General features: G+C 40.7%; 15 protein-coding genes. 7 read left to right on the plus strand and 8 right to left on the minus strand.

The features are described 5' to 3' along the window. Nucleotides 1–228: 228 nt before the first annotated feature. The gene (locus tag CWB85_RS12675) at nt 229–1,620 is read left to right on the plus strand and encodes an MATE family efflux transporter (RefSeq protein ID WP_016710479.1); all 1,392 of its coding nucleotides are present in this window, start codon (nt 229–231) and stop codon (nt 1,618–1,620) included. A 141-nt stretch (nt 1,621–1,761) separates the two neighbouring features. On the opposite strand, the gene glmS is transcribed toward CWB85_RS12675, so the two are convergent. Further along, nucleotides 1,762–3,582 carry a glutamine--fructose-6-phosphate transaminase (isomerizing) gene (gene glmS / locus CWB85_RS12680; protein WP_016710472.1) on the minus strand — a complete coding sequence of 607 codons (1,821 nt, stop codon included), beginning with the start codon at nt 3,580–3,582 and terminating at the stop codon, nt 1,762–1,764. A gap of 114 nt (nt 3,583–3,696) precedes the next feature. After that, on the minus strand, nt 3,697–4,455 hold the full coding sequence (locus CWB85_RS12685; protein ID WP_016710471.1) for a DeoR/GlpR family DNA-binding transcription regulator: 759 nt from the start codon (nt 4,453–4,455) through the stop codon (nt 3,697–3,699). Between the two features lie 213 nt (nt 4,456–4,668). Between CWB85_RS12685 and CWB85_RS12690 the strand changes: the two genes are divergently transcribed. After that, nucleotides 4,669–5,571, plus strand: coding sequence for a pepsin/retropepsin-like aspartic protease family protein (locus CWB85_RS12690; protein ID WP_138555083.1), 903 nt, complete (start codon nt 4,669–4,671; stop codon nt 5,569–5,571). A 12-nt stretch (nt 5,572–5,583) separates the two neighbouring features. Continuing rightward, nucleotides 5,584–6,114, plus strand: a complete 531-nt coding sequence (locus CWB85_RS12695; RefSeq protein WP_138555084.1) for a sugar O-acetyltransferase — start codon at nt 5,584–5,586, stop codon at nt 6,112–6,114. Nucleotides 6,115–6,258: 144 nt separating this feature from the next. On the opposite strand, the gene CWB85_RS12700 is transcribed toward CWB85_RS12695, so the two are convergent. From CWB85_RS12700 to CWB85_RS12720, 5 genes are all read right to left on the minus strand, one after another. Continuing rightward, nucleotides 6,259–6,705, minus strand: a complete 447-nt coding sequence (locus tag CWB85_RS12700) for an REP-associated tyrosine transposase (protein ID WP_138555085.1) — start codon at nt 6,703–6,705, stop codon at nt 6,259–6,261. A 166-nt stretch (nt 6,706–6,871) separates the two neighbouring features. Continuing rightward, nucleotides 6,872–9,292 carry an ABC transporter permease gene (locus tag CWB85_RS12705; RefSeq protein WP_138555086.1) on the minus strand — a complete coding sequence of 807 codons (2,421 nt, stop codon included), beginning with the start codon at nt 9,290–9,292 and terminating at the stop codon, nt 6,872–6,874. A 102-nt stretch (nt 9,293–9,394) separates the two neighbouring features. Next, entirely contained in the window at nt 9,395–11,797 is a 2,403-nt protein-coding gene (locus CWB85_RS12710) for an ABC transporter permease (RefSeq protein WP_138555087.1), read from the minus strand. Nucleotide 11,798: 1 nt separating this feature from the next. Further along, entirely contained in the window at nt 11,799–12,503 is a 705-nt protein-coding gene (locus CWB85_RS12715; RefSeq protein WP_016710465.1) for an ABC transporter ATP-binding protein, read from the minus strand. A gap of 11 nt (nt 12,504–12,514) precedes the next feature. Next, entirely contained in the window at nt 12,515–13,768 is a 1,254-nt protein-coding gene (locus CWB85_RS12720; protein ID WP_138555088.1) for an efflux RND transporter periplasmic adaptor subunit, read from the minus strand. Between the two features lie 224 nt (nt 13,769–13,992). Between CWB85_RS12720 and CWB85_RS12725 the strand changes: the two genes are divergently transcribed. Both CWB85_RS12725 and CWB85_RS12730 read left to right on the plus strand, forming a co-directional pair. Beyond that, the gene (locus CWB85_RS12725; RefSeq protein ID WP_138555089.1) at nt 13,993–15,411 is read left to right on the plus strand and encodes a sigma-54-dependent transcriptional regulator; all 1,419 of its coding nucleotides are present in this window, start codon (nt 13,993–13,995) and stop codon (nt 15,409–15,411) included. Between the two features lie 2 nt (nt 15,412–15,413). Beyond that, the gene (locus CWB85_RS12730) at nt 15,414–16,730 is read left to right on the plus strand and encodes a sensor histidine kinase (RefSeq protein ID WP_016710462.1); all 1,317 of its coding nucleotides are present in this window, start codon (nt 15,414–15,416) and stop codon (nt 16,728–16,730) included. A gap of 129 nt (nt 16,731–16,859) precedes the next feature. On the opposite strand, the gene CWB85_RS12735 is transcribed toward CWB85_RS12730, so the two are convergent. Continuing rightward, nucleotides 16,860–18,140: an acyltransferase family protein gene (locus CWB85_RS12735; protein WP_138555090.1), complete on the minus strand. Its 1,281-nt coding sequence runs from the start codon at nt 18,138–18,140 to the stop codon at nt 16,860–16,862. Nucleotides 18,141–18,323: 183 nt separating this feature from the next. On the opposite strand from CWB85_RS12735, the gene CWB85_RS12740 reads away from it, so the two are divergent. Next, entirely contained in the window at nt 18,324–19,187 is an 864-nt protein-coding gene (locus CWB85_RS12740) for a LytR/AlgR family response regulator transcription factor (protein WP_138555094.1), read from the plus strand. A gap of 66 nt (nt 19,188–19,253) precedes the next feature. Next, the gene (locus CWB85_RS12745; protein WP_138555091.1) at nt 19,254–20,537 is read left to right on the plus strand and encodes a LysM peptidoglycan-binding domain-containing protein; all 1,284 of its coding nucleotides are present in this window, start codon (nt 19,254–19,256) and stop codon (nt 20,535–20,537) included. Nucleotides 20,538–20,687 lie beyond the last annotated feature (150 nt).

Consider the following 20,687-nt stretch of genomic DNA (forward strand, 5'->3'; position numbering starts at 1 on the left):
AATCTCTTTTTATCAGTCCTACATAATTTATAAATGTTTATGTATCAAAATATTAAATGCCGCATAACCTCAATATAAATGTACCTAAATAAGACAAAAACGATAATATTGAATACAATGCTTTAGCCGGATCTAAAACTTATCTAGTATTTAACGATGTCGAATGCACGCCTGCTCATACGACTAAGTAGAAAACCTATTATCATTTAAATTAAGGAAGGTTTAACAATGCAAGGACAAAACCTAACAAGCGGCCCTATTCCAAAGCAGTTATGGTCTTTGGCATGGCCTATGATGCTCTCAATGTTTTTTCATTCCCTCTACAACTTAGTGGATGCATTTTGGGTTGCGAAAATTTCAGCTTCTGCCATTGCCGCAGTATCAATTTCACAAATAATTTTATTTATAATGATAAGTTTGGCAATGGGCATCTCTGTTGGCACATCTGTCTTAGTTGGACAAAATATTGGCGCCAAAAGAATAGCCACCGCTGAGCGAGTGCTCGGTCAAGGTTTTCTATTAACCGTTATTGCAGCACTGCTTTTTACCCTGATCATTTTTAGTTTCCGTAATGAGTTTCTGATTATTTCTGGCGCAGTTGGCGACATATTACCGCTAGCAACCCCCTATTTCACTGTAATTACTGCGGGATCGATACTGACATTTTTAATGATGATGATCTCGATTTCTTACAATGCTCAGGGTGATAATTTTACCATGACTAAACTCTTCGCCCTTTCCACTATAATTAATATGGTGCTTGATCCCATTTTTATTTTTGGCTTTGCAGGTTTCCCAGCGCTAGGGATTGCAGGTGCTGCGTATGCAACCTTAATCTCTCAAGCCGTTTTTATCGTGCTAGCTTTAAGGTTATTGATGAAACCCACTATGATGGTGCCACTACACCTAAAGTATTTACAGCTAAGTTGGTCGTCGGTAAAAAAAGTCATCGATATTGGATTGCCTGCATCGCTCAATCAAGTGCTTAATCCATTAGGTTTTTCTGCATTAATGTTTCTTGTGTCAGCCACTTTTTTAGAAGCTGGGGCTGCCGCTTTTGCTATCGGTTTTAGAATAGAGTTTTTTGCTTTTATTCCCGCTATTGGCTTTGGTTTTGCTGCAATGTCGATGATTGGACAAAATATCGGAGCAGGTAATCACGACAGAGTTCGTGCAGTTTTAAATATGTCTGTACGATACGGCTCAGGCTCCGCCTTGCTGTTTAGCTTGCTCGTGTTAATCTTTGCTCCTTATATCGTAGCCATTTTTACAGCTGATCCGCTTGTCACAGAGTATGCTCTGCAATATTTTCGTATCGTACCATTAGGCTATCTCTTTTTTGCCGTTGCCTTTATTGAAGCCAGTATTTTTCAAGGTATAGGTAAGTCATGGCCAGGTTTCTGGATTACATTTGCAAGAATCGGCATTTCTCTCGTTATCAGCTTTATTACCATTAACGTATTCGCGTTAGAAATTTGGACTGTCTGGGTAGCTATTGTAGTTGGCAGTGTTATTGCGTCTTTATCTGGGCTGCTATGGCTCAATCGTGCACTCACAGCAGTTCAACAAAAAGAGCTAAAACCCGATGGAAACTTAGATAGAGAAGAGGCGCTACCATAACAACTGCAGCAATTTAAACCCCCCTAAAGAACATGAGCACTGCTAAACAAAAAAGCGCATTATGAAGTAATCCCCAATAGTTGGGCTATCCAATTACTGGGGGTCTTTTTACTTTAAAAAACACATACTAACTAATTGATTTTACTCAACTGTAACCGATTTTGCTAGGTTGCGTGGCTGGTCAACGTCGGTGCCTTTTATCACTGCTACATAGTACGAAAGTAACTGCAGTGGGATTGTATATACAACAGGGGCGATCACGTCATCTACGTGGTTTACGTTGATCACACGCATTGTGTCGTCTGATGCAAAGTGTGAATCTTTATCTGCGAATACATAGATGATGCCGCCGCGAGCGCGCACTTCTTCTACGTTTGATTTAAGCTTTTCAAGCAATTCGTTGTTTGGTGCTACAACAATAATTGGCATGTCGGCGTCAATAAGCGCTAATGGGCCGTGCTTAAGTTCACCGGCTGCATAAGCTTCAGCGTGAATGTATGAAATCTCTTTCAGCTTAAGCGCGCCTTCCATTGCGATTGGGTATTGTGAACCACGGCCTAAAAACAGTGAGTGGTGCTTGTCAGCAAACTCTTCTGCTAAGTCTTCAATACCATTTGCAAGCAGTAATGCTTCTTCTAATTTGTTTGGTAAGGTTTTAATCGCGTTAACGATTACGCTTTGATCTAAGCCTTTCTCTTGCGCTATAGACGCAGTAAGCATTAACAAACCAACCAATTGCGTGGTAAATGCTTTAGTCGACGCAACACCAATTTCAGCGCCAGCTTTAGTCATAAAGGCTAAATCAGATTCGCGTACTAATGATGAACCAGGCACGTTACAAATGGTCATTGAGGCCATGTAGCCTTGCTCTTTCGCTAAACGCAGGGCTGCTAAAGTATCGGCTGTTTCACCAGATTGTGAAATTGTCACAAGTAGGCTGTTTTCATGTACGAAAGACTCGCGATAGCGGAATTCAGAGGCAATTTCTACATTACAGCTTACGCCTGCAAATTGCTCAAGCCAGTAGCGGGCAACCATACCCGAGTGATAAGACGTACCACAGGCGATGATCTGTACATGTTTTACATCTTTAAAAATCTGCTGTGCACTGTCACCAAAAGCATCAATTGCTACGCGGTCATCATTTAAACGCCCTTCGAGTGTATTACGTACAGCAAGTGGCTGTTCGTAAATTTCTTTAAGCATGTAATGACGGTATTCGCCTTTACCTGATGCATCTTGAGTGATGTTTGATTCGATCACTTCACGCTCAACGGCATTACCATCTATATCAAAGATTTCTACACTATCACGAGTAATACGCGCGACATCACCTTCTTCAAGGTAAATAAAGCTACGAGTTACTGGTAATAATGCTAACTGATCAGAGGCAATAAAGTTTTCACCAAGGCCTAAGCCTATAACCAGTGGGCTGCCTGAACGAGCTACAATGATTTCGTTATCGTTAGCTTTATCAAATACTACAGTACCAAAGGCGCCTTCAAACTGTTTAACGGCTGCTTGTACTGCTGCCAATAGAGTTGTATGTTGCTGGCGAAGTTGATGGATTAAGTGCACCATTACTTCTGTGTCAGTTTCTGATAAAAACTCGTAGCCGTCGCCTTTAAGCGCTTCACGCAAACTCGCGTGGTTTTCAATAATACCGTTATGCACTAAAGCAATTTCGCTATTTGAAATATGCGGGTGCGCGTTAGCTTCAGTCACGCTGCCGTGAGTAGCCCAGCGTGTATGTGCGATACCGGTAGTACCTTTAACGCCTGCTTCATTTAGCGCGTTTTCAAGGTTTACGACTTTACCAACCGCTTTAACAGTATTCAGCGTATTACCTTCTAAAAGTGCCACACCTGCTGAGTCGTAACCACGGTATTCAAGGCGCTTTAGACCCTCTACTAAAATTTTATTTACTGGACGTTCTGCAACAGCCCCAACGATTCCACACATAGTCTCTCCTTTTGCACATGCCAAAGCGTTAACTTTGGGTTTGTATGTGTTGTTTAATATTTAAATGCCTATCACAGGTGTTGTCGGCCTGTAATAAACACGAATTTATAAAATCTATAGCTCAGCGCAAATTAACTGTACGCCACACGCTTCAATTGCTTGGCGGGTATCAAGCGCCAAATTGCTATCTGTGATGAGTGTGGTGACTTGCTGCCAAGGCAATTCTAAATTGGGTATTCGACGACCTATTTTTTCAGACTCAACTAGCACAATTACCTCACGAGCAGATTCAGCCATTACTTGGCTTAAACCCACCAGCTCGTTAAAAGTGGTAGTCCCTCTTTCAACATCAATGCCATCTGCACCAATAAATAGCTGGTCAAAGTCATACGAACGTAAAACGTTCTCTGCAACTTGGCCTTGGAATGACTCAGAATGCGGGTCCCAAGTGCCCCCAGTCATCAAAAGTGTTGGCTCGTTTTCAAGCGCTAACAATCGGTTGGCGACCTTAATTGCATTGGTCATCACCACTAAACCGCGCTTATTACCCAACTCTGGGATCATCGCCGCCGTTGTGCGACCGCTGTCGATTATTATGCGGTTATGATCTTTGATCAGCCCAGCAGCGGCTTTAGCAATCGCTACTTTACGTTTTGAATCAATATCATCACTAACGATTTCTTGTGGCAACGCAATTGCACCGCCATAACGGCGCAATAGTAAGCCGCTTTTTTCAAGCGCAGTTAGGTCTTTACGAATGGTTACTTCAGAGGTTTGAAACTGTTCAGCTAAAATATCTACGGCTACCTCACCTAACTCATTAACTTGAGTAAGAATAAGGTGACGACGTTGCTGAGTGTTTCGTTTAGTCATTAAGTGAACCATTTAAGTTTCGTTTCGAAAGTTAGGGGATTTTAAACGAAACTAAGTAAATGGCAAGTAAATGTATAAAAATCCGGCTTATTTAATCTAACTAGAAGCAAACTCTTTGATATTGATACCCAGATCTTACCAAACTACTCTCGATTTAAGGGTGTAACTTATATACACTCATTAGTATAAATAACAATAATTTAAAGGACTAAAATGAAATTGCTACTTCTATTAAGCATGCTGTTCTACAGTGTAAATAGTATTGCCGGCGCAACGCAGTGGATTGATTTTACGCTCGAAAGTGGTCATGTAAAAATACCCGTTATTGTGGCAGGTATAGATGGCTACGCACTATTAGACACAGGTGCGCAACTCAATGCTATTAACCCGCGCTTTATCAATAAACACCAATTAAGTTTTGATAAAGGTAAAAAAGTCAGGGTTAAGGGGATTTATGGTATTGAAGATAAGAAATCCTACAATAACGTACCAACTAGCTTTTTTGGCATTAATACTGAACTTGATAATTTAACCGAAGTTAATTTGGGATTTCACACTACCTCACTACTATTTGGCGCAGGCTTTTTTAATCAGTTTGTAATGCAGCTTGATTACCCAAACCAAAAAATGCGTTTAATAACCCATGATTCTATTAAGTTACGCGACCTTGAAAATATTAAAATGCAAACGCAGAAAGGGTCAGGCATGCCCATAGTCGAAGTTGGCTTGCAAGATGGTCAATCTGTCTGGTTGCTACTTGATACTGGGAATAACGGCGGTCTAGTCATTGAGCGTAAAGTAGCTCGGCAAATGGGTTGGTTGGATAATTTAGATATCACATCAGGCATTAGCATGGGAGCAAACTCAATAGCAACAACAGAAAGTTTTCGAATACCGACTTTAAAGTTTGGCCCTTTTGAGCTTGAAAATGTTTTAGTCAGTATACCTGCTGAAGGACAAAAAGCGTATCTAGAAAGCCAATACGAAGCGACAGGGTCACGTATTAAAGGACGTAAGGTTCAAGGCTTGATAGGTTATGATGTACTAAAGCATTTTTTGATAACTATTGATTATAAAAATGGCCACGCCCATATTGGCTTGCCTGACGAAAAATAATTAAGGGTAATAATGAATACTAAATTCAACAACCTTGATAAATCATATTTAGAGCTGCGTAAAACAGCTCATGAGACTTGCCGGTTATTTTCAAAAAGCCCGAGTAAAGGCAACTTAAAACGTATTAAGAGTTTGTTTGCAATATGTGGTGAAGGAGTGATCATTGAAGCTGGCTTCCACTTCGACTATGGCTCACAAGTGCAAGTTGGTGATCGTACGTTTATAAACATTAACTGCACTGTGTTAGATGCACCAATTAATGAGGGTGCAATAAGCATTGGCGACGATTGTTTAATTGGCCCAAACGTTCAGCTATTGGCCGTTTCTCATGCAATTGAGCCTAAGCAAAGGCTACAAAAAGAAAACTTTGCAGCGCCAATAACTATAGGCAATAACGTGTGGATTGGCGCGGGGGTTATAGTGTTAGCGGGGGTTGCCATTGGTGATAATGCTGTCGTGGGCGCAGGCTCTATCGTCACCAAAAATGTTGCCGAAAATACAGTAGTTGCTGGTAATCCCGCAGTGAAAATTAAAGAGGTTTGATCGTATATTTTGTAGGTCGTCATTCATGGCGACAAGAACACAAAAAACCCAAGTTACACTTTACGCGCTAAAGCACGTCCTACATAATCTCAAACACATCCTGTAGGTCGTCGTTTACGGCGACAACTCCCTGCGATATTAAATTTACAAATAAACTGAATTCCAATACGGATAATCACCAATTCTAGTGATCAACTTGCGCCTCAAAGGATTTGCAGCAATGTACCTTGCTATTTCAACTCTATTTTCTTCTTCTCGCAGCGCATGATCATAATACGCTCTTTGCCATACAGGCTGATTTAAATCTCGTACTTTATTAACTTCCCGAGCTGATGCGCCTTTCAAGTGACCCACTACAACCCCTAATTCACTGTTTTTAAGCTGCAACAAACCATGGAAATGATCAGGCATTAAAACCCAAGTTAACCAACGGCATTGATACTTGAGCTCATTACTCGCAATGCATCTACAAAAGATATTAGCATGATCGAAATTACTAAATATCCCTTCTCTGCGGTGGCATGTAAATGTAATGAAGTATTCGCCTGATTGAATTGATACACGCCCTTTCTTTAAGTTACTCCAGCTCATTTGATAAATTCCTTTTCCTAAAGCAGAAATAAAATATAGCCTATTTACGCGCTAAAGCACGTCCTACGGTAGGTCCGTCATTCATGGCGACTATAATATAAAAGGCCTCTCGGTAAACGAAAGGCCTTAGTTAGAAGATTGTAACTAATTTTATATAATGACTTATCTATTCATCACGTAAGATAAGCGACGGCCTTGTACTGGCGGCTTTAAACGCGAGGCTTGCAACCGTGAGCCAAGTAATCGCAGCAACACTAAGGGCTGCTATTAAATAAACCCACAGCGACTGATCAACACGCTCGTTAAAATTGGCAAGCCAATCGGTAACAAAGAGGTAAGCTATCGGTAAGGCTACAACAGTACTAACTAACACTAAATATAAATATTCACGTGCGAATAAATTAATTAAACCTAAGCGCGAAGCCCCTAATACTTTTCGTATTGAGGTTTCTTTTTGCCGTGACCTTACGCCATAAGCCGCTAATGCAAAAACGCCTATACAACTTAGTAATATCGATAGCCCTGTAAATAGGTTAATAACTCGCCCTAAAAACTGCTCTTGCTGATAAATAGCGCCGTAATTATCAGCCAAATTTTCAATTGATAGCTCGGCCATAGCTAATTTTTTGGTTATTAACTGATTTATTTCGGCTTTAACAGCATAACTGGCTGCTGGTTTTAACCGTGTTTGAATAGCAACCTTGCCCATCCATGACAAACCACACGCAAAAAATAAAGGCTTAGTGCTTTGTCGAACATTTCCTATTTTTACGTTATTCACCACGCCAATAATAGTAAAAGTGTTTAATCTACCTGAATCAACACTCGTGAAAGAATGACCAATAGCCAACTCAGCGCTTTCTATTCCCATTTGAGCCACTAAACTACGGGTAACAATAACACTGGCGGCGTAACTTTTATCAGCCTCAACCTTGGTAACTTTATGATACCAATCGCCACCAAATTCAGCAGAAAAGTCACGCCCCGCTATTAGCGATAAACCTAATACTTGTGCAGCTTGATAACCCACACCAGAAAAATGCACTGATGCTTCATTATTTCGCTTATTAACCCAACTAATAGGCATAGAAATAGGCATTTCTTTCGTTAAATCACTATCAACAAAAGTGGCACTATCAACATCAGGTAACGTATTTATTCTAGCGAGTAATGAACTCTGTGGCTCAAAGGCGGATCTATCTATATTAGGAATATACAAGCGATTTTGACTATCATAACCAACAGGTAGATTTTGTAAAAAATCAAGCTGCTTATTAAGGTTAACTGCACCAATAATAAGTACAATCGCGCAGCTTGTTTGCAATATGATCAAGGTTGATTTGAATTTTGATGCTTTTCTACCACTGCTCATACTGCCGCTTAATAAGTAGGTTATTGGCTTTTTCGCAACAATAAATACCGAATAGGCTGTGAGCAACATCCCAAAAAACAAAGTAAAAAATGCGATGATAGCGATTTGCCACCAAGCCTGACTGATACTCAAAGGACGTCCAACAAGATCACTAAACCAAGGAAGCAATTGCTCACATACGCCTACACTCAATAATATAGTGAAAGCTACCAACAAAAATGACTCTACCGAAAATTGACCAAACAATTGCCCCCAAGTAACACCAAGCGCCTTTTTAATCCCTATTTCTCGACCGCGCTTACTTAGTGCTGCAGCACTCATATTAATAAAATTAATAGCTAAAACTAATAACAACACCACGCACACCGCAATACAAATCAATACCGACTCTATCGCGCCACCTGCTTTCATTTCTTCGGTTCCTGCACCTTGCAAATGTATATTACTAATATGATTAAGCTTAACGGTTAGCTGAGGCTCTTTTGCTAATTTACGCTGATTCATAAGCTGCGATAACGACTGCTCTATGACGTTAATTTGTGCACTTGCATTGAGCTTTACATACACAAAACTATCGTCATGATATTCTCGAATATAACCAAGGTATCGTTCAGATAGCGGCACTATAGAGCGAAAATCGAGATGCGTATTCTGCGCTAAATCGGCAAAAACAGCAGTTACTATTAAAGTATCCGCATCACGTTGTAAGCGCTTACCCACAACATTACTTTCACCAAATAAACGGATAGCTTCCGATTTTGATAAAACAATACTGTTTGGCTTTCTTAATGCTGTAGATAATTCTCCGTGAAGCATAGTGAATGAAAATATATCGGTAATATTCTGTGTTGCGGCTATCGTTTTAGTTAATTTAAACGACTTATTATTAATAGAGACCTGCTGCTCAAACCAAAACCAATAATCCATTGGCGCTAACTTTTGTACCGATTCAATATTACTAATACTCTCAAAGCTTTTAGCCAGCAATGCGTTAACAAAGGCTGAGTGAGTACCTTGTTGGTTATTATGTAGTTCAACTCGATAAACATGCTCGCTATCTTGCCATTGCTGGTCATAACTAAACTCATAATTAATGTATAACGCCATAAAAAAAACAGCGACTAAACCCACACTTAAACTAAATAGATTGAGACTGTAGATTAACGGTTGACGTTTAGCGGCACCAATCGCCGTTTTAAAATAGTTTACGAGCACTTTTTATTCCTTGTGAATTAATAATGTTTTCACTGATTAAAGTAATAGATTTGCGGAATAAAAATTAATTTCCGCCACGAATGTTATAGCAATAAAGCAGAATTACTCATACCGTAACGTCAGCGATGGTCTTGTACTGGCGGCTTTAAACGCAAGGCTTGCAACAGTCAGCCAAGTGATTGCAGCAACACTCAAAGCAGCAACCAAATAAACCCACAGCGCTTGATCAACACGCTCGTTAAAATTGGCAAGCCAATCACCCACCAGCCAATAGGTTAGCGGGTATGCTATGGCTACACTTCCCAGTACTAAAATTAAAAATTCTTTTGCCAGTAGGTTCATAATGCTGATGCGTGATGCGCCAAGCACTTTACGTACCGCCACTTCTTTTTGGCGGCGTAATACCGAAAATGATGCTAAACCAAATGTGCCAACACACGCTAAAAATACAGCTAAGCCGGAGAATAAAGTGACAAACTCAGTTGCACGTTCATCATTACGATAAAGTGCACGGTAGTTGTCCGCCATCATTTCTATTTTTGGGTCATAAATATCAAGCGTTTCGGCCAAAATAGTAGCAAGTTGCGTTTTAACATGGGGGAGCTGTGCTAAATCTAAATTAATAACAATTCTTCCCATCCAGCTGCTGGTATAGCCACAAATAAAAATAGTCGCTGGTTGCGCATCTTTGACACTGCCCACTTTAATATCTTTAACCACACCAACAACGTTGACTGTTAGTTGCTGACCAAAGCCCGTGTCTGTGTGCCAAACACTACCTATCGCATCTTCGGGTGTAGCATAACCCGCCTGCTTAGCTAAAGATTCAGTCAATATTGCAGACGCAGTAGCTTGAGTATCACTGACTTTATTAAACCAATCAGCTGCCATTTTTTTACTAAAATCACGCCCTGCAATTAGTGATAAATCCAATGCACTTACTATATTTGTACCGGCGCCAACAAATGGTAATGTTTGATTACTAAACTGACCATTATCTGCAGTAAACATACGGTATGAGTTATAGTTACCCGTTAAAGAAATGTCTATAACACTAGCTTGCTTCACACCATTAATAGCGTTAATGCGATCTAACAGCACATTGTTTTGGTTGTAGAATATATCTCCCGCATCGATATCACTGACAATCAACTTACCTTCCTTAGCAAATCCAATTGGCAGCGACTGTAAATGCGCTAGTTGCTGTTGCAATAGCAGTGCCGAAATAATCAACCCAACCGATAATGCAGCCTGTAAAACCAATAAGCTTTTTCTAACGACAATGGCTGTTCGTCCCCGTTGCATATCGCCACTGAGCACCCGCTTAGCACTAAAAGCCGACATAAACATCGCTGGATAAATCCCAGCTAGTAAACCTACCAACAAGACAACAAAGGCTATTGCTGCCCCTAAAGCTGAGCTGTAATTAAGCGCTAGCTGACGGTCAACTAATTGATTAAAAGTCGGTGTAAGTAACTCAACCAGCATGCACGCTATCAGTGCTGCAATAATGGTAATAAGCAGTGATTCAACTAAAAACTGGCTAACAATTTGTGATTTGCTCGCACCAAGCGCCTTACGCACCCCCACTTCTTTTGCGCGCTTTGCAGATTGCGCAATACTCATATTGATAAAATTAAAAGCCGCTAGCAGCACCAACAAAATACTTAAACCAATACAAATACGCAGCGTTGAAAGTGAACCATTCATTTTCATTTCATAACTAGAGCTTGCCGTTAAATGTAAAGATGTTAATGGGTGCAGAGCCAATTGTGTGGAATCATATTCTGAGTCATTATAAGCAACCTCTGTATAACGCTGCTCAAGAGTGCTAGCCAATTTATTTACCTTAGTACCTGGCGCAACACGAATGTAAGAATAACCATTATTGTTCTGATAGTAATTATTTGCAGGAGTCTCTTTAATTAACGCTTGAAAGAAAAAGTGAGTATTATCTGGCAGATCAGCAAATACCGCACCAACTTGCCAACGCTTCTTGCCCTGAATTAAAGTTTCACCAATAATCGCTGTGCTACCAAAAATCCGTATTGCATACTGCTCATTGAGTGCAATCATATTTGGCGTTGCAAGTACTGTTGCCAGTTCCCCAGCTACAATATCGATATTGATGAAATCAGCCACATTACTACTCGCCGCGAGTACATTTTCTAATTTAAAGCCAACGCCATCACGCACAAATTCAGAGCCAGGCGGGACCATTTCAAGTGACATAATGTCTTCAATTTCAGTCATGTCTTTAAAAGACGCGATCACATCTTTATTGACCACTGGTGCTCCCATACCCAGTGACGGAAAATATTGATAGATACGATACACACGATCCGCATGAGGTTGTTGCTCGTCATACGAGGCTTCATTAAAGGCAAACATAGCCACTAAAATTGCCGCAGCTAAGCCAACACTCAAGCCAATTATATTGAGTAAAAAGTGCTGTTTTTGCTGTTTGAATGCCCGTAAGGCGGTTACTAAATAATTAATAAACATGTTAAGCAACCTCAACAGCACTTTGCTGTACAACATTCGCCTTATCAAGCATCACTTGGCCATCTAGTAGGCGTACTAGGCGGTCAGCATAGGCACCTTCTTTTTCTGAGTGAGTCACCATAATTACCGTGGTGCCTTCTTTATTCAATTCGCGTAGCATGGCCATCACTTCATCACCGTTTTTAGAGTCGAGGTTACCAGTTGGCTCATCGGCTAAAATAAGTTTAGGGTTAATCACTAATGCACGCGCAACGGCTACCCGCTGCTGTTGACCACCTGATAACTGCTGAGGTAAATGCTCACCGCGATGATCAATACCTACTCTTTTTAAAATCGCTTCAACGCGTTGCTTACGCTCACTTTTTGATATTTTTTGATACTGTAATGGCAGCTCTACGTTTTCATAAACGGTTAGCTCGTCAATTAAATTAAAGCTTTGAAATACAAAACCAATAGAGGCTTTGCGAAGCTCCGACAATTGCTTTTCGCTGTACCCTGCAATGTCAGTTCCCGCAAAATCAAAACTGCCAGAGCTTGGTGAGTCCAACATACCCAAAATAGAAAGTAGTGTTGATTTGCCGCAGCCAGACGGCCCCATAATCGCTAGAAAATCACCTTCATTTACAGTTAGATTGATATTACTGAGCGCTGTAGTTTCAACATCTTGAGTACGAAATACGCGGCTTAAATTAGTTAATTTAATCATTGTTATTATCCTTAAAATTGTAGTTGCTGTGCTTTATCAAAATTGCTGTAGCTTGAGGTAATTACTCGATCTCCCGCGTTTAGCCCTTCAAGCACTTCAAAATAGTGTTGATTCTTCTTGCCTAAGCGAATATCACGACGCAGTGCTTTGTCACCATTAGGGTCAATTACATAAACCCAGTTACCGCCAGAATTGGTAAAAAAGGCGCCACGTTTAAGCAGTAAGGCATTGTTTTTATCGCCTCCCAGCATTAACTCAATATCAATACTTTGGCCGCGCTTAATGCTTTTGGTGTTACTGGGTAAATCCACTTCAATTTGAAATTGTGACTGCTGTACGCGGCTATCAATTTTGCTCACTTTGGCATTCACCGTGCCGCTTTCAAGTTCAATCATCACGGTCATGTCACGCTGCACTTGGTTTAAATAAAATTCATCAAGGCGCACCACTAATTTATATTCATTAGGAATATCTATTTGGCCTAACCGCGCGCCACTGTTTTTAGATTCACCAATTTCCACATCAAGCTCGCTTAGGTAACCTGAAACGGGTGCTTTGATTAATAAGTTGTCGAGATTTCTGCGCGCAAACTGCAGGTTTTTTTCCAGCATTTTAGCGCTGTCTGAAAGCTGTGCCACTTGCACCTCACGAATTGAGTTTTCCTGTTTTTGGCGCTCAAGGGTGAGCTCTTTACGCGCTTGGTAATAATTTAAATCTTCTTCTAGCTCTGCAAGTTGGTCTTGCGCCAATACGCCACTTTTAACCAAGGGCTTTGTTTGTTTTAAACGACGTGTTAAATGAGTTATTTTTAGCTCGATTTCTAATAAGTCACGACGTAAATTTAAACGGCTGGTTTCCATGGTCATTTGCGTGTTGCGTAAAAAATTAAGCTGTTCAGTTACCTGCGCTTCGCGACTCATTACATCTAGTTGCAGGTTAGTATTGCTTAAGCGCACTAGCGGTTGGCCTTTTTCTACATACTCGCCCTGTTCAACTAAGCGCTCTTCTACTTGACCACCAGCAATAGTATCGAGATAAATGCTGGTTTTTGGTACCACTTGACCCCGTAGGCTCAGTGCATCTTTAAAGGCACCTTGTTTAACCGTGCTAACCGTAAGGCTGCTACGATCAATATTCTGGCTACGACCTGTATCACTGCTTTGCGTAAAACCGTATGCAGCGGCAGCAACACCTAAAGCCAGCGCTGCAAAGGTGAATTTTTTAAAATACTTTTGAGTAAATGAGCGTTCTATTTTTTTGTCCATGTTGGCTACCTTGATACAGGTTTAATAACTAATTACCGATAGTTATTACAATCACTGTGCCAACTTTGTTTAACTAATAAATTCAATTAGTTAAAGTTACATTTAATTATTCACATATTCATAGTGTCCGCTAATAGAACACTTTGTTATTTTATGAACGTCCATTTATGGACACTGTTCCTTTTTTGTTTTAGGCTAAATAAAACCCTATAAAAATAATAATCATGAAACACACAGGCTCACTTTTAATTGTTGATGACAACCCGGATATCCTCATTGCTGCACGGTTATTGCTCAAACAGCACTATCAAAGTGTTAAAACCACTGACACCCCATTTGAGATTGCAGGCATCATTGACGAGCAACGCAAAGCTGATCAACCAATTGATGTAGTATTGCTTGATATGAACTTTACTCAAGACTCAATCAGTGGCAAAGAAGGCTTTTATTGGCTAAAAAAAATCATCGAGCAAGACGCTAATATCGTTGTTTTGTTAATGACTGCCTACGGCGATATTCAACTGGCAGTCGATGCAATTAAAGCGGGGGCCTCTGACTTTATTGCCAAGCCTTGGCAAAACGAGCAATTACTTGGCGCAGTCGCCGCCGCATTTTCACACGCCAAAGACAAGCAGCAAGTCGGTCAATTAACGCGGCAAAAGCAAGAGTTAAACCAAGCTTTAAACACACCAAGCTTCGAGTTTTTGGGCCAAAGTGCGGCTATGCAACAGGTATTTAGCACTATAGAAAAAGCCGCACAAACTGATGCCAATATACTAATAACCGGTGAAAGCGGCACAGGTAAAGAGCTCACCGCGCACGCCATTCATCAAGCAAGCAAGCGGCACAGCCAAACCTTTATGAGTTTAGACATGGGCGCAGTGGCGCAGAATTTATTTGAAAGCGAGCTATTCGGCCATAAAAAAGGCGCGTTTACCGATGCAAAAAGCGATCGAATTGGTAAATTTGAACTTGCCCAAGGTGGCAGCTTATTTTTAGATGAGCTGGGTAATTTACCCCTAGAGCATCAAGCTAAATTACTGGCTGCACTACAAAATAGGCAAATTACGCCTGTTGGCGGCAGTAAAGCAGTTGATATTGATATCCGCCTAATTTGTGCCACTAACGATAACCTTGAACAAGCAGTTATTGAAGGGCGTTTTCGCCAAGATTTGTTATACCGAATAAACACCGTTGAAATTCGCCTACCGGCATTACGTGAGCGAAGTGATGATATTCCATTATTGGCTGATTACTACCTAAACCACTTTGCGCAAAAATATAAGCGTGACTTAACCATTAGCGATCATGATATGAACGCACTTTGCCAGTATTCATGGCCAGGCAATGTCCGAGAGCTAGCCCACGCAATAGAGCGAGCGGTTATTTTAACTGAAGGGGATACTCTAGATATAAACTCAGTGGTTGGCAACATAGCAGTACTTAACGCCAACAATATAGAGCAAAGCTCTGGGCGATTAAACAGTGAGGTGCAGTACGATACTTTCGATTTAGAGATACTTGAACAACGCACAGTTCGCGCAGCACTTAAGCACCATCAAGGTAATGTTAGTCATGCCGCCAAAGCGCTCGGTTTAACCCGCGGTGCTATGTACCGCCGCCTTGAAAAATATGGGTTGTAATCATGCGTGCTAATTTATTGCTTTCGTTTAATATTATCGCACTTATAAGTGCAAGTGCGTTGCTTAGCTATGTATTACAAACACATGGCTTTTCAGCGACGACATTGTTAATAATTTTAGTCGCCATGGCGTTAATAGCGCATATTTTTACGCTGTTTAAGCGCCAACAAAAACAAGCTGAAATGGTCATTCGTGCCCTTGCCAATGGCGACAGCACTTTGGGACTTGGCCAACACCACCCTATGCTTAAGCAATTTGAGCAAGTAAAAACACAAATGCAAACAGCACGGTTTAATGCCGAGCAACAAGCGCAGTTTTTACAAGCTTTACTCATCCATGTTGATTTAGCCGTATTGGTATGTGATGACAATGGTAAGGTAATCGAATCAAACCCAGCCGTTAGTAAATTACTGGGGAAGAGTTTTCAACACTTACATGAGTTAGGCGCTGTGGGAGAGTTAATTTTAAACGCCGAACATAGTATCCGCAGCACTACCTACTGGCAAAATGGCGAGCAGCACGACACCCTATCAATTCAACTTAGTATCGCTGAAATACAAGGTAAAGTTCGCCGTGTAGTGAGCTTACAGTCAATTCACGACCAATTACAGCTCAAAGAACAACAAGCGTATAAACGCTTAACTAAAGTGCTCACTCACGAAATTGCCAACTCTATTACGCCACTTTCATCGTTAGCTGATACCTGTAGCAATTTACTACCACAAGAGTTATGTTTTGATGAGCTTGAAGATAAACAAGACTTACAGCTTGCACTAAGCACGTTAGCATCAAGAACGGCACATTTAGGTGATTTTATTGCTCGTTTTCGCCAAGTGAGTAGCTTACCTAAGCCCAACTTAGCGCCCGCAAATTTAGCTGATATGCTATCGCGCATAGTCGCTTTACATCAGCAACAAGCACACGATCAACACACCCATATTGAACTGTCGATTAAAAATCACCAGCTAGTAATGCTTGATAGCAGCCAAATAGAGCAGGTATTAGTAAACTTAATAAAAAATGCACTTGAAGTACTAAAGAGTAGCCAAAAATACAGCGCTGAGAATGCAGTTCAAGCAAGGATTGAAATTAGCTTGGCACAAAACACCAGCCAACAACTTTATATAGAAATCAGCGACAACGGCCCAGGCATCAGCGAACATGTGGTTGATATGATCTTCGTGCCATTTTTTACCACCAAGCAACAAGGCTCCGGCATCGGTTTAAGCCTATCTAGGCAAATTATGCTCAACCACGGAGGTGATTTAATTTATGTGCAAAAGCCACAAGGCGCATGCTTTAGATGTGTGTTTGGTTGAGTGTAGGCACCATTTAAGATGATGACTCATTAGCATTGGCACTTTCGCGCTAAAACACGACCTACAAAATTGCACAGCATATCTCGTAGGTCGTCGTTTACGGCGACAATAAGGTTGAAATACAGGTAATTAAATCAACCTAAAGATCAGCGGGCTTATCAATATAAGTCCGCAACCAAAGCCCACTTTAATTTGCCATGCTTTATATTTACCTGTGACTTTAACCCCTAACAATGGGCTTAATAGATCGACTCGGCGCGCAACAATAAATACTAGCCAACAAATAATGAAAGTGAGGCTCAGTATAAGTAATGGCTCCACAAAACCACCTAATTGCAGCTTCGATAAATAAAACGCAAGACCAATAATTACACTTTGATGTAATAAGTAAAACGAAAATACAGCTGAGTTTAATAAAGCCAGTTTAGGGTGATCGTGATTCAAAAAGCGTTTTGCTAATGCCAGCATTAACAACACGCCCACTAATCTTTGCGTTGTATACAGCATGTCCATGCTGGTAATTTGCCATTGGCTAGCAGCAGGGTTTTGCCAAATCATGTGATAACCCACTACCACAAGCAAATAACCAACAATAAATGCACCGAGTAACACTCGCCAATGGCGAAGTAGCTGGCTGTAAAATGCAGGCTGCCACGCAAGCAAGTAACCGTATAATAAAAACAGCGCGCCCATGGGGTATCTGAATGTATCACTTGGCCAGCTCAACTTTAAAATACACAGCGGCAGTAACAAGGTGATGAAAATCATCAGTAACGATCGATTACACAAACGCGTGATTGTTGCTTGCACTGTAGCATGATGAAGCAACGGCAGCACTAACACCAGCAATAAAGTAAATTGCCATAAGGAACGTAAATACCACAGGTGGTTTACATCAACATGCGGCCAAATACCTGCTTGATAGTGCTCAAATAACGGATTGGTTAAATCAAAAAACTGGCTGTAAAACTGCCAAAAGCTCATAGCTAAACCAACCTCTTGGCTCATTTGCGCATAAAGCTGGATAGGCACAATAAACCAAATGCCAAACAATAAAGGCAGTAATATTTTTACACTGCGCGTAGTTAAAAACATACCTAGGTTAAAACGCGCAACAATAAAGCGCAGCGCCACACCTGAAATAAACCAAATTAGTCCCATCCGCCATGGCGACAGTAAGAGCATAATATTTTCAATGCTGCTGGATAAATACTGGCTTTTAAAATGAAAACCCCAGTTTTCACTGTATAACATGCCGGTGTGATAAAAAATTAGTAGACCAAAGGCAAGTACTCGCAGCCAATCTAAATCATAGCGACGCAGTGGCAATTCAACGGTTTTATTAAACACATGTAGCCATGGCTGTAATAGCATACGGGCTGTGTTTTTAATGACTATTTTAAGTTTCATATTAGATTTAACTTGCGACTAATTAATAGCAACTATGAACAACACACTGCGTATTACAATAAAAAAAGGCTGAGAAAACAGTCAGTAGGGATAAACGGTGGATAACAGGGATGATAAGTTTGGTGATTGTTCACTATGTTGGTAATCTGATAATAAGGCTTTTAAAGAGTAACAATAATAATGATCTCCTTAACGCACTTTCAACGCTACCAAACTTGGTATGCGGCATTTTTTTTATCTAGTTATATTTTTATCAACAACACGATTAATGCCAGCTCAAACATTATGGAAGCTCAGCGCGATGGCGAACTCCCATTTATGATCTGGGAGCCGTTTGTATGGGAATATTCCAGCGCTATTGGCACCTTGTTGTTGTTTCCTGCTTTAGTTTGGTTATTACAAGCCCAACCCCTTAATTGGCAAAAAATAACACGTTCATTATTCATTTATTTCATTGCGAGTGTTATTTTTTCATTACTACATGTAGGGATCATGGTCGCTATTCGCAAGATCATTTATAACGTACAAGGCATGCAGTATGACTTTGGGTTAGTGTGGTTTGAGCTACTCTATGAATACCGTAAAGACCTATGGGGGTTTTTGTTTTTAATCGTGGTTATTAAAACGTATCAATATGTTGTTGGCCAATTAACCGGTCAAGCCACACCAATCACACATGCAGAGGACGCACCGCAGGACTTGAATTTCGACCGATTACTCGTTAAAAAACTAGGTAAAGAATTTATTATCTGTACTGATCAAATTGACTGGCTTGAGTCTAGCGGCAATTACGTAAACCTGCATATTGGCACTCGGATTTACCCGCTACGTGCAACCATGACCCATCTTATATCTCGGTTAGAGCCACAAGGCTTTTGCCGGATTCATCGCTCTCATGCTATTAGACTCGATGCGATTGAATCAATAACGCCTTTATCCAGTGGCGATAGCGAAGTAAAGTTAATAACAGGAAAAGTACTTAACCTATCCCGTCGCTACAAAGAGCAATTTAAGGGACAGATTAATTCATCTGCCGTTTGGGTATAAATCACTCTATGTTAAGCTAGTCTGCTTTAGGTTAGCCACATTCATATTTTTGGAGTAGTGTAGTACGTGTTTTCAAGTCAATTTATCCGCATTCTGCCTTTAGTTATTATTTTAACCGGTTGTGAAACTACACAAGAAGAGCCAGCCTCACAACCTAAACCTGAAGTGAAAGTTAAGGCAAACCCTAAAACGATCTTTAGTGAACAAAACGAAGATCTTGCACAAATAGCCCCCTTGAGCCCTCAGGAGCTTGATGATGTTTGGCAACGTATCCGAGCCCAGCTAACATTTGCCAATTCTAGTCACCCAGAAGTGCAGCAGCGCATTGCTTGGTATTTATCCCACCCAAATTACATGGATGAAATAAGTCGCCGTGCTGAGCCTTACCTTTACTACATAGTCACTGAAGTTGAAAAGCGGGATCTACCGATAGAATTAGCACTAATGCCACTGATTGAAAGTGACTTTGATGCCAGTGCCTATTCGCACAAACATGCATCTGGGCTTTGGCAACTAACCCCTTCTATAGCTAAATATTTTAAGGTAAAAATTAGCCCTTGGTACGATGGTCGCCAAGATGTGATCGACAGCACTCGTGCAGCGCTTGATTTTATGGAGTACTTATATAAACGCTTTGATGGTGATTGGTATCATGCTATTGCAGCCTATAATTTAGGTGAAGGACGTGTACTTAGAGCAATCAGTAACAATAAAAAACAAGGTAAACCAACAGATTTTTTTAGCTTAAAACTACCGAAACAAACCAGTCAATATGTACCAAAGTTACTTGCTGCGGCGCAGTTATTAAAAAGTCAAAAGATGACGTTCCCTGCCATAGCAAATAAAGATGCAATCGCCACAGTGACCATTTCTGGTTCAGTCATTTTAGATAATAAAAGTCAATGGCAACTGTTAGAGCCTTTAAACTACGGGGTTATTCGCTTCCCAGCAATTATTGATGCGCCGCACCTCGTCGTTCCTGCCAGTGAGAAAATACAATTTGAGACCATGATCGCAAACCAAAAAAGCAACGATTACAGCCAATGGCAACAGTACACCGTTAAACGTGGTGATAGCTTAAGTGTGATAGCTAAGCGCTACAAAGTGAGCGTGAACCAACTAAAAGCATTCAACAATTTAAAAAGTAGTACCATACGTATTGGGCAAAAGTTGGTGCTACCGCAGTTAGCCGATACACAAATTGAGCACAAAGTGAAATCAGGCGAAAGCTTATGGAAAATAGCCAATCATTACAAAGTCAGCATCACTAAACTAAAACAATGGAACAGCCTTTCAGGCGACCGTTTAAAAGTAGGTGATAAGCTCACAGTGTTTTTATCTAATAGTTAAAATTAACCCTGAGGACTGTGGATAGTATTTTCGTTTCGAGTTTCGAGTTTCGAGTTTCGAGTTTCGAGTTTCGAGTTTCGAGTTTCGAGTTTCGAGTTTCGAGTTTCGAGTTTTTGTTGTGTTATTGGGAGGTGGGGTATTGGGTAGATT

The organism is Pseudoalteromonas sp. S1727, assembly GCF_005886375.1.
GTDB classification, from domain to species: Bacteria; Pseudomonadota; Gammaproteobacteria; order Enterobacterales; family Alteromonadaceae; genus Pseudoalteromonas; species Pseudoalteromonas haloplanktis.

Coding starts and splice junctions, on each gene's coding strand:
- CWB85_RS12675 (WP_016710479.1), top strand. CDS start 229: ATGCAAGGACAAAACCTAACAAGCGGCCCTATTCCAAAGCAGTTATGG.
- glmS (WP_016710472.1), bottom strand. CDS start 3,582: ATGTGTGGAATCGTTGGGGCTGTTGCAGAACGTCCAGTAAATAAAATT.
- CWB85_RS12685 (WP_016710471.1), bottom strand. CDS start 4,455: ATGACTAAACGAAACACTCAGCAACGTCGTCACCTTATTCTTACTCAA.
- CWB85_RS12690 (WP_138555083.1), top strand. CDS start 4,669: ATGAAATTGCTACTTCTATTAAGCATGCTGTTCTACAGTGTAAATAGT.
- CWB85_RS12695 (WP_138555084.1), top strand. CDS start 5,584: ATGAATACTAAATTCAACAACCTTGATAAATCATATTTAGAGCTGCGT.
- CWB85_RS12700 (WP_138555085.1), bottom strand. CDS start 6,705: ATGAGCTGGAGTAACTTAAAGAAAGGGCGTGTATCAATTCAATCAGGC.
- CWB85_RS12710 (WP_138555087.1), bottom strand. CDS start 11,797: ATGTTTATTAATTATTTAGTAACCGCCTTACGGGCATTCAAACAGCAA.
- CWB85_RS12715 (WP_016710465.1), bottom strand. CDS start 12,503: ATGATTAAATTAACTAATTTAAGCCGCGTATTTCGTACTCAAGATGTT.
- CWB85_RS12720 (WP_138555088.1), bottom strand. CDS start 13,768: ATGGACAAAAAAATAGAACGCTCATTTACTCAAAAGTATTTTAAAAAA.
- CWB85_RS12725 (WP_138555089.1), top strand. CDS start 13,993: ATGAAACACACAGGCTCACTTTTAATTGTTGATGACAACCCGGATATC.
- CWB85_RS12730 (WP_016710462.1), top strand. CDS start 15,414: ATGCGTGCTAATTTATTGCTTTCGTTTAATATTATCGCACTTATAAGT.
- CWB85_RS12735 (WP_138555090.1), bottom strand. CDS start 18,140: ATGAAACTTAAAATAGTCATTAAAAACACAGCCCGTATGCTATTACAG.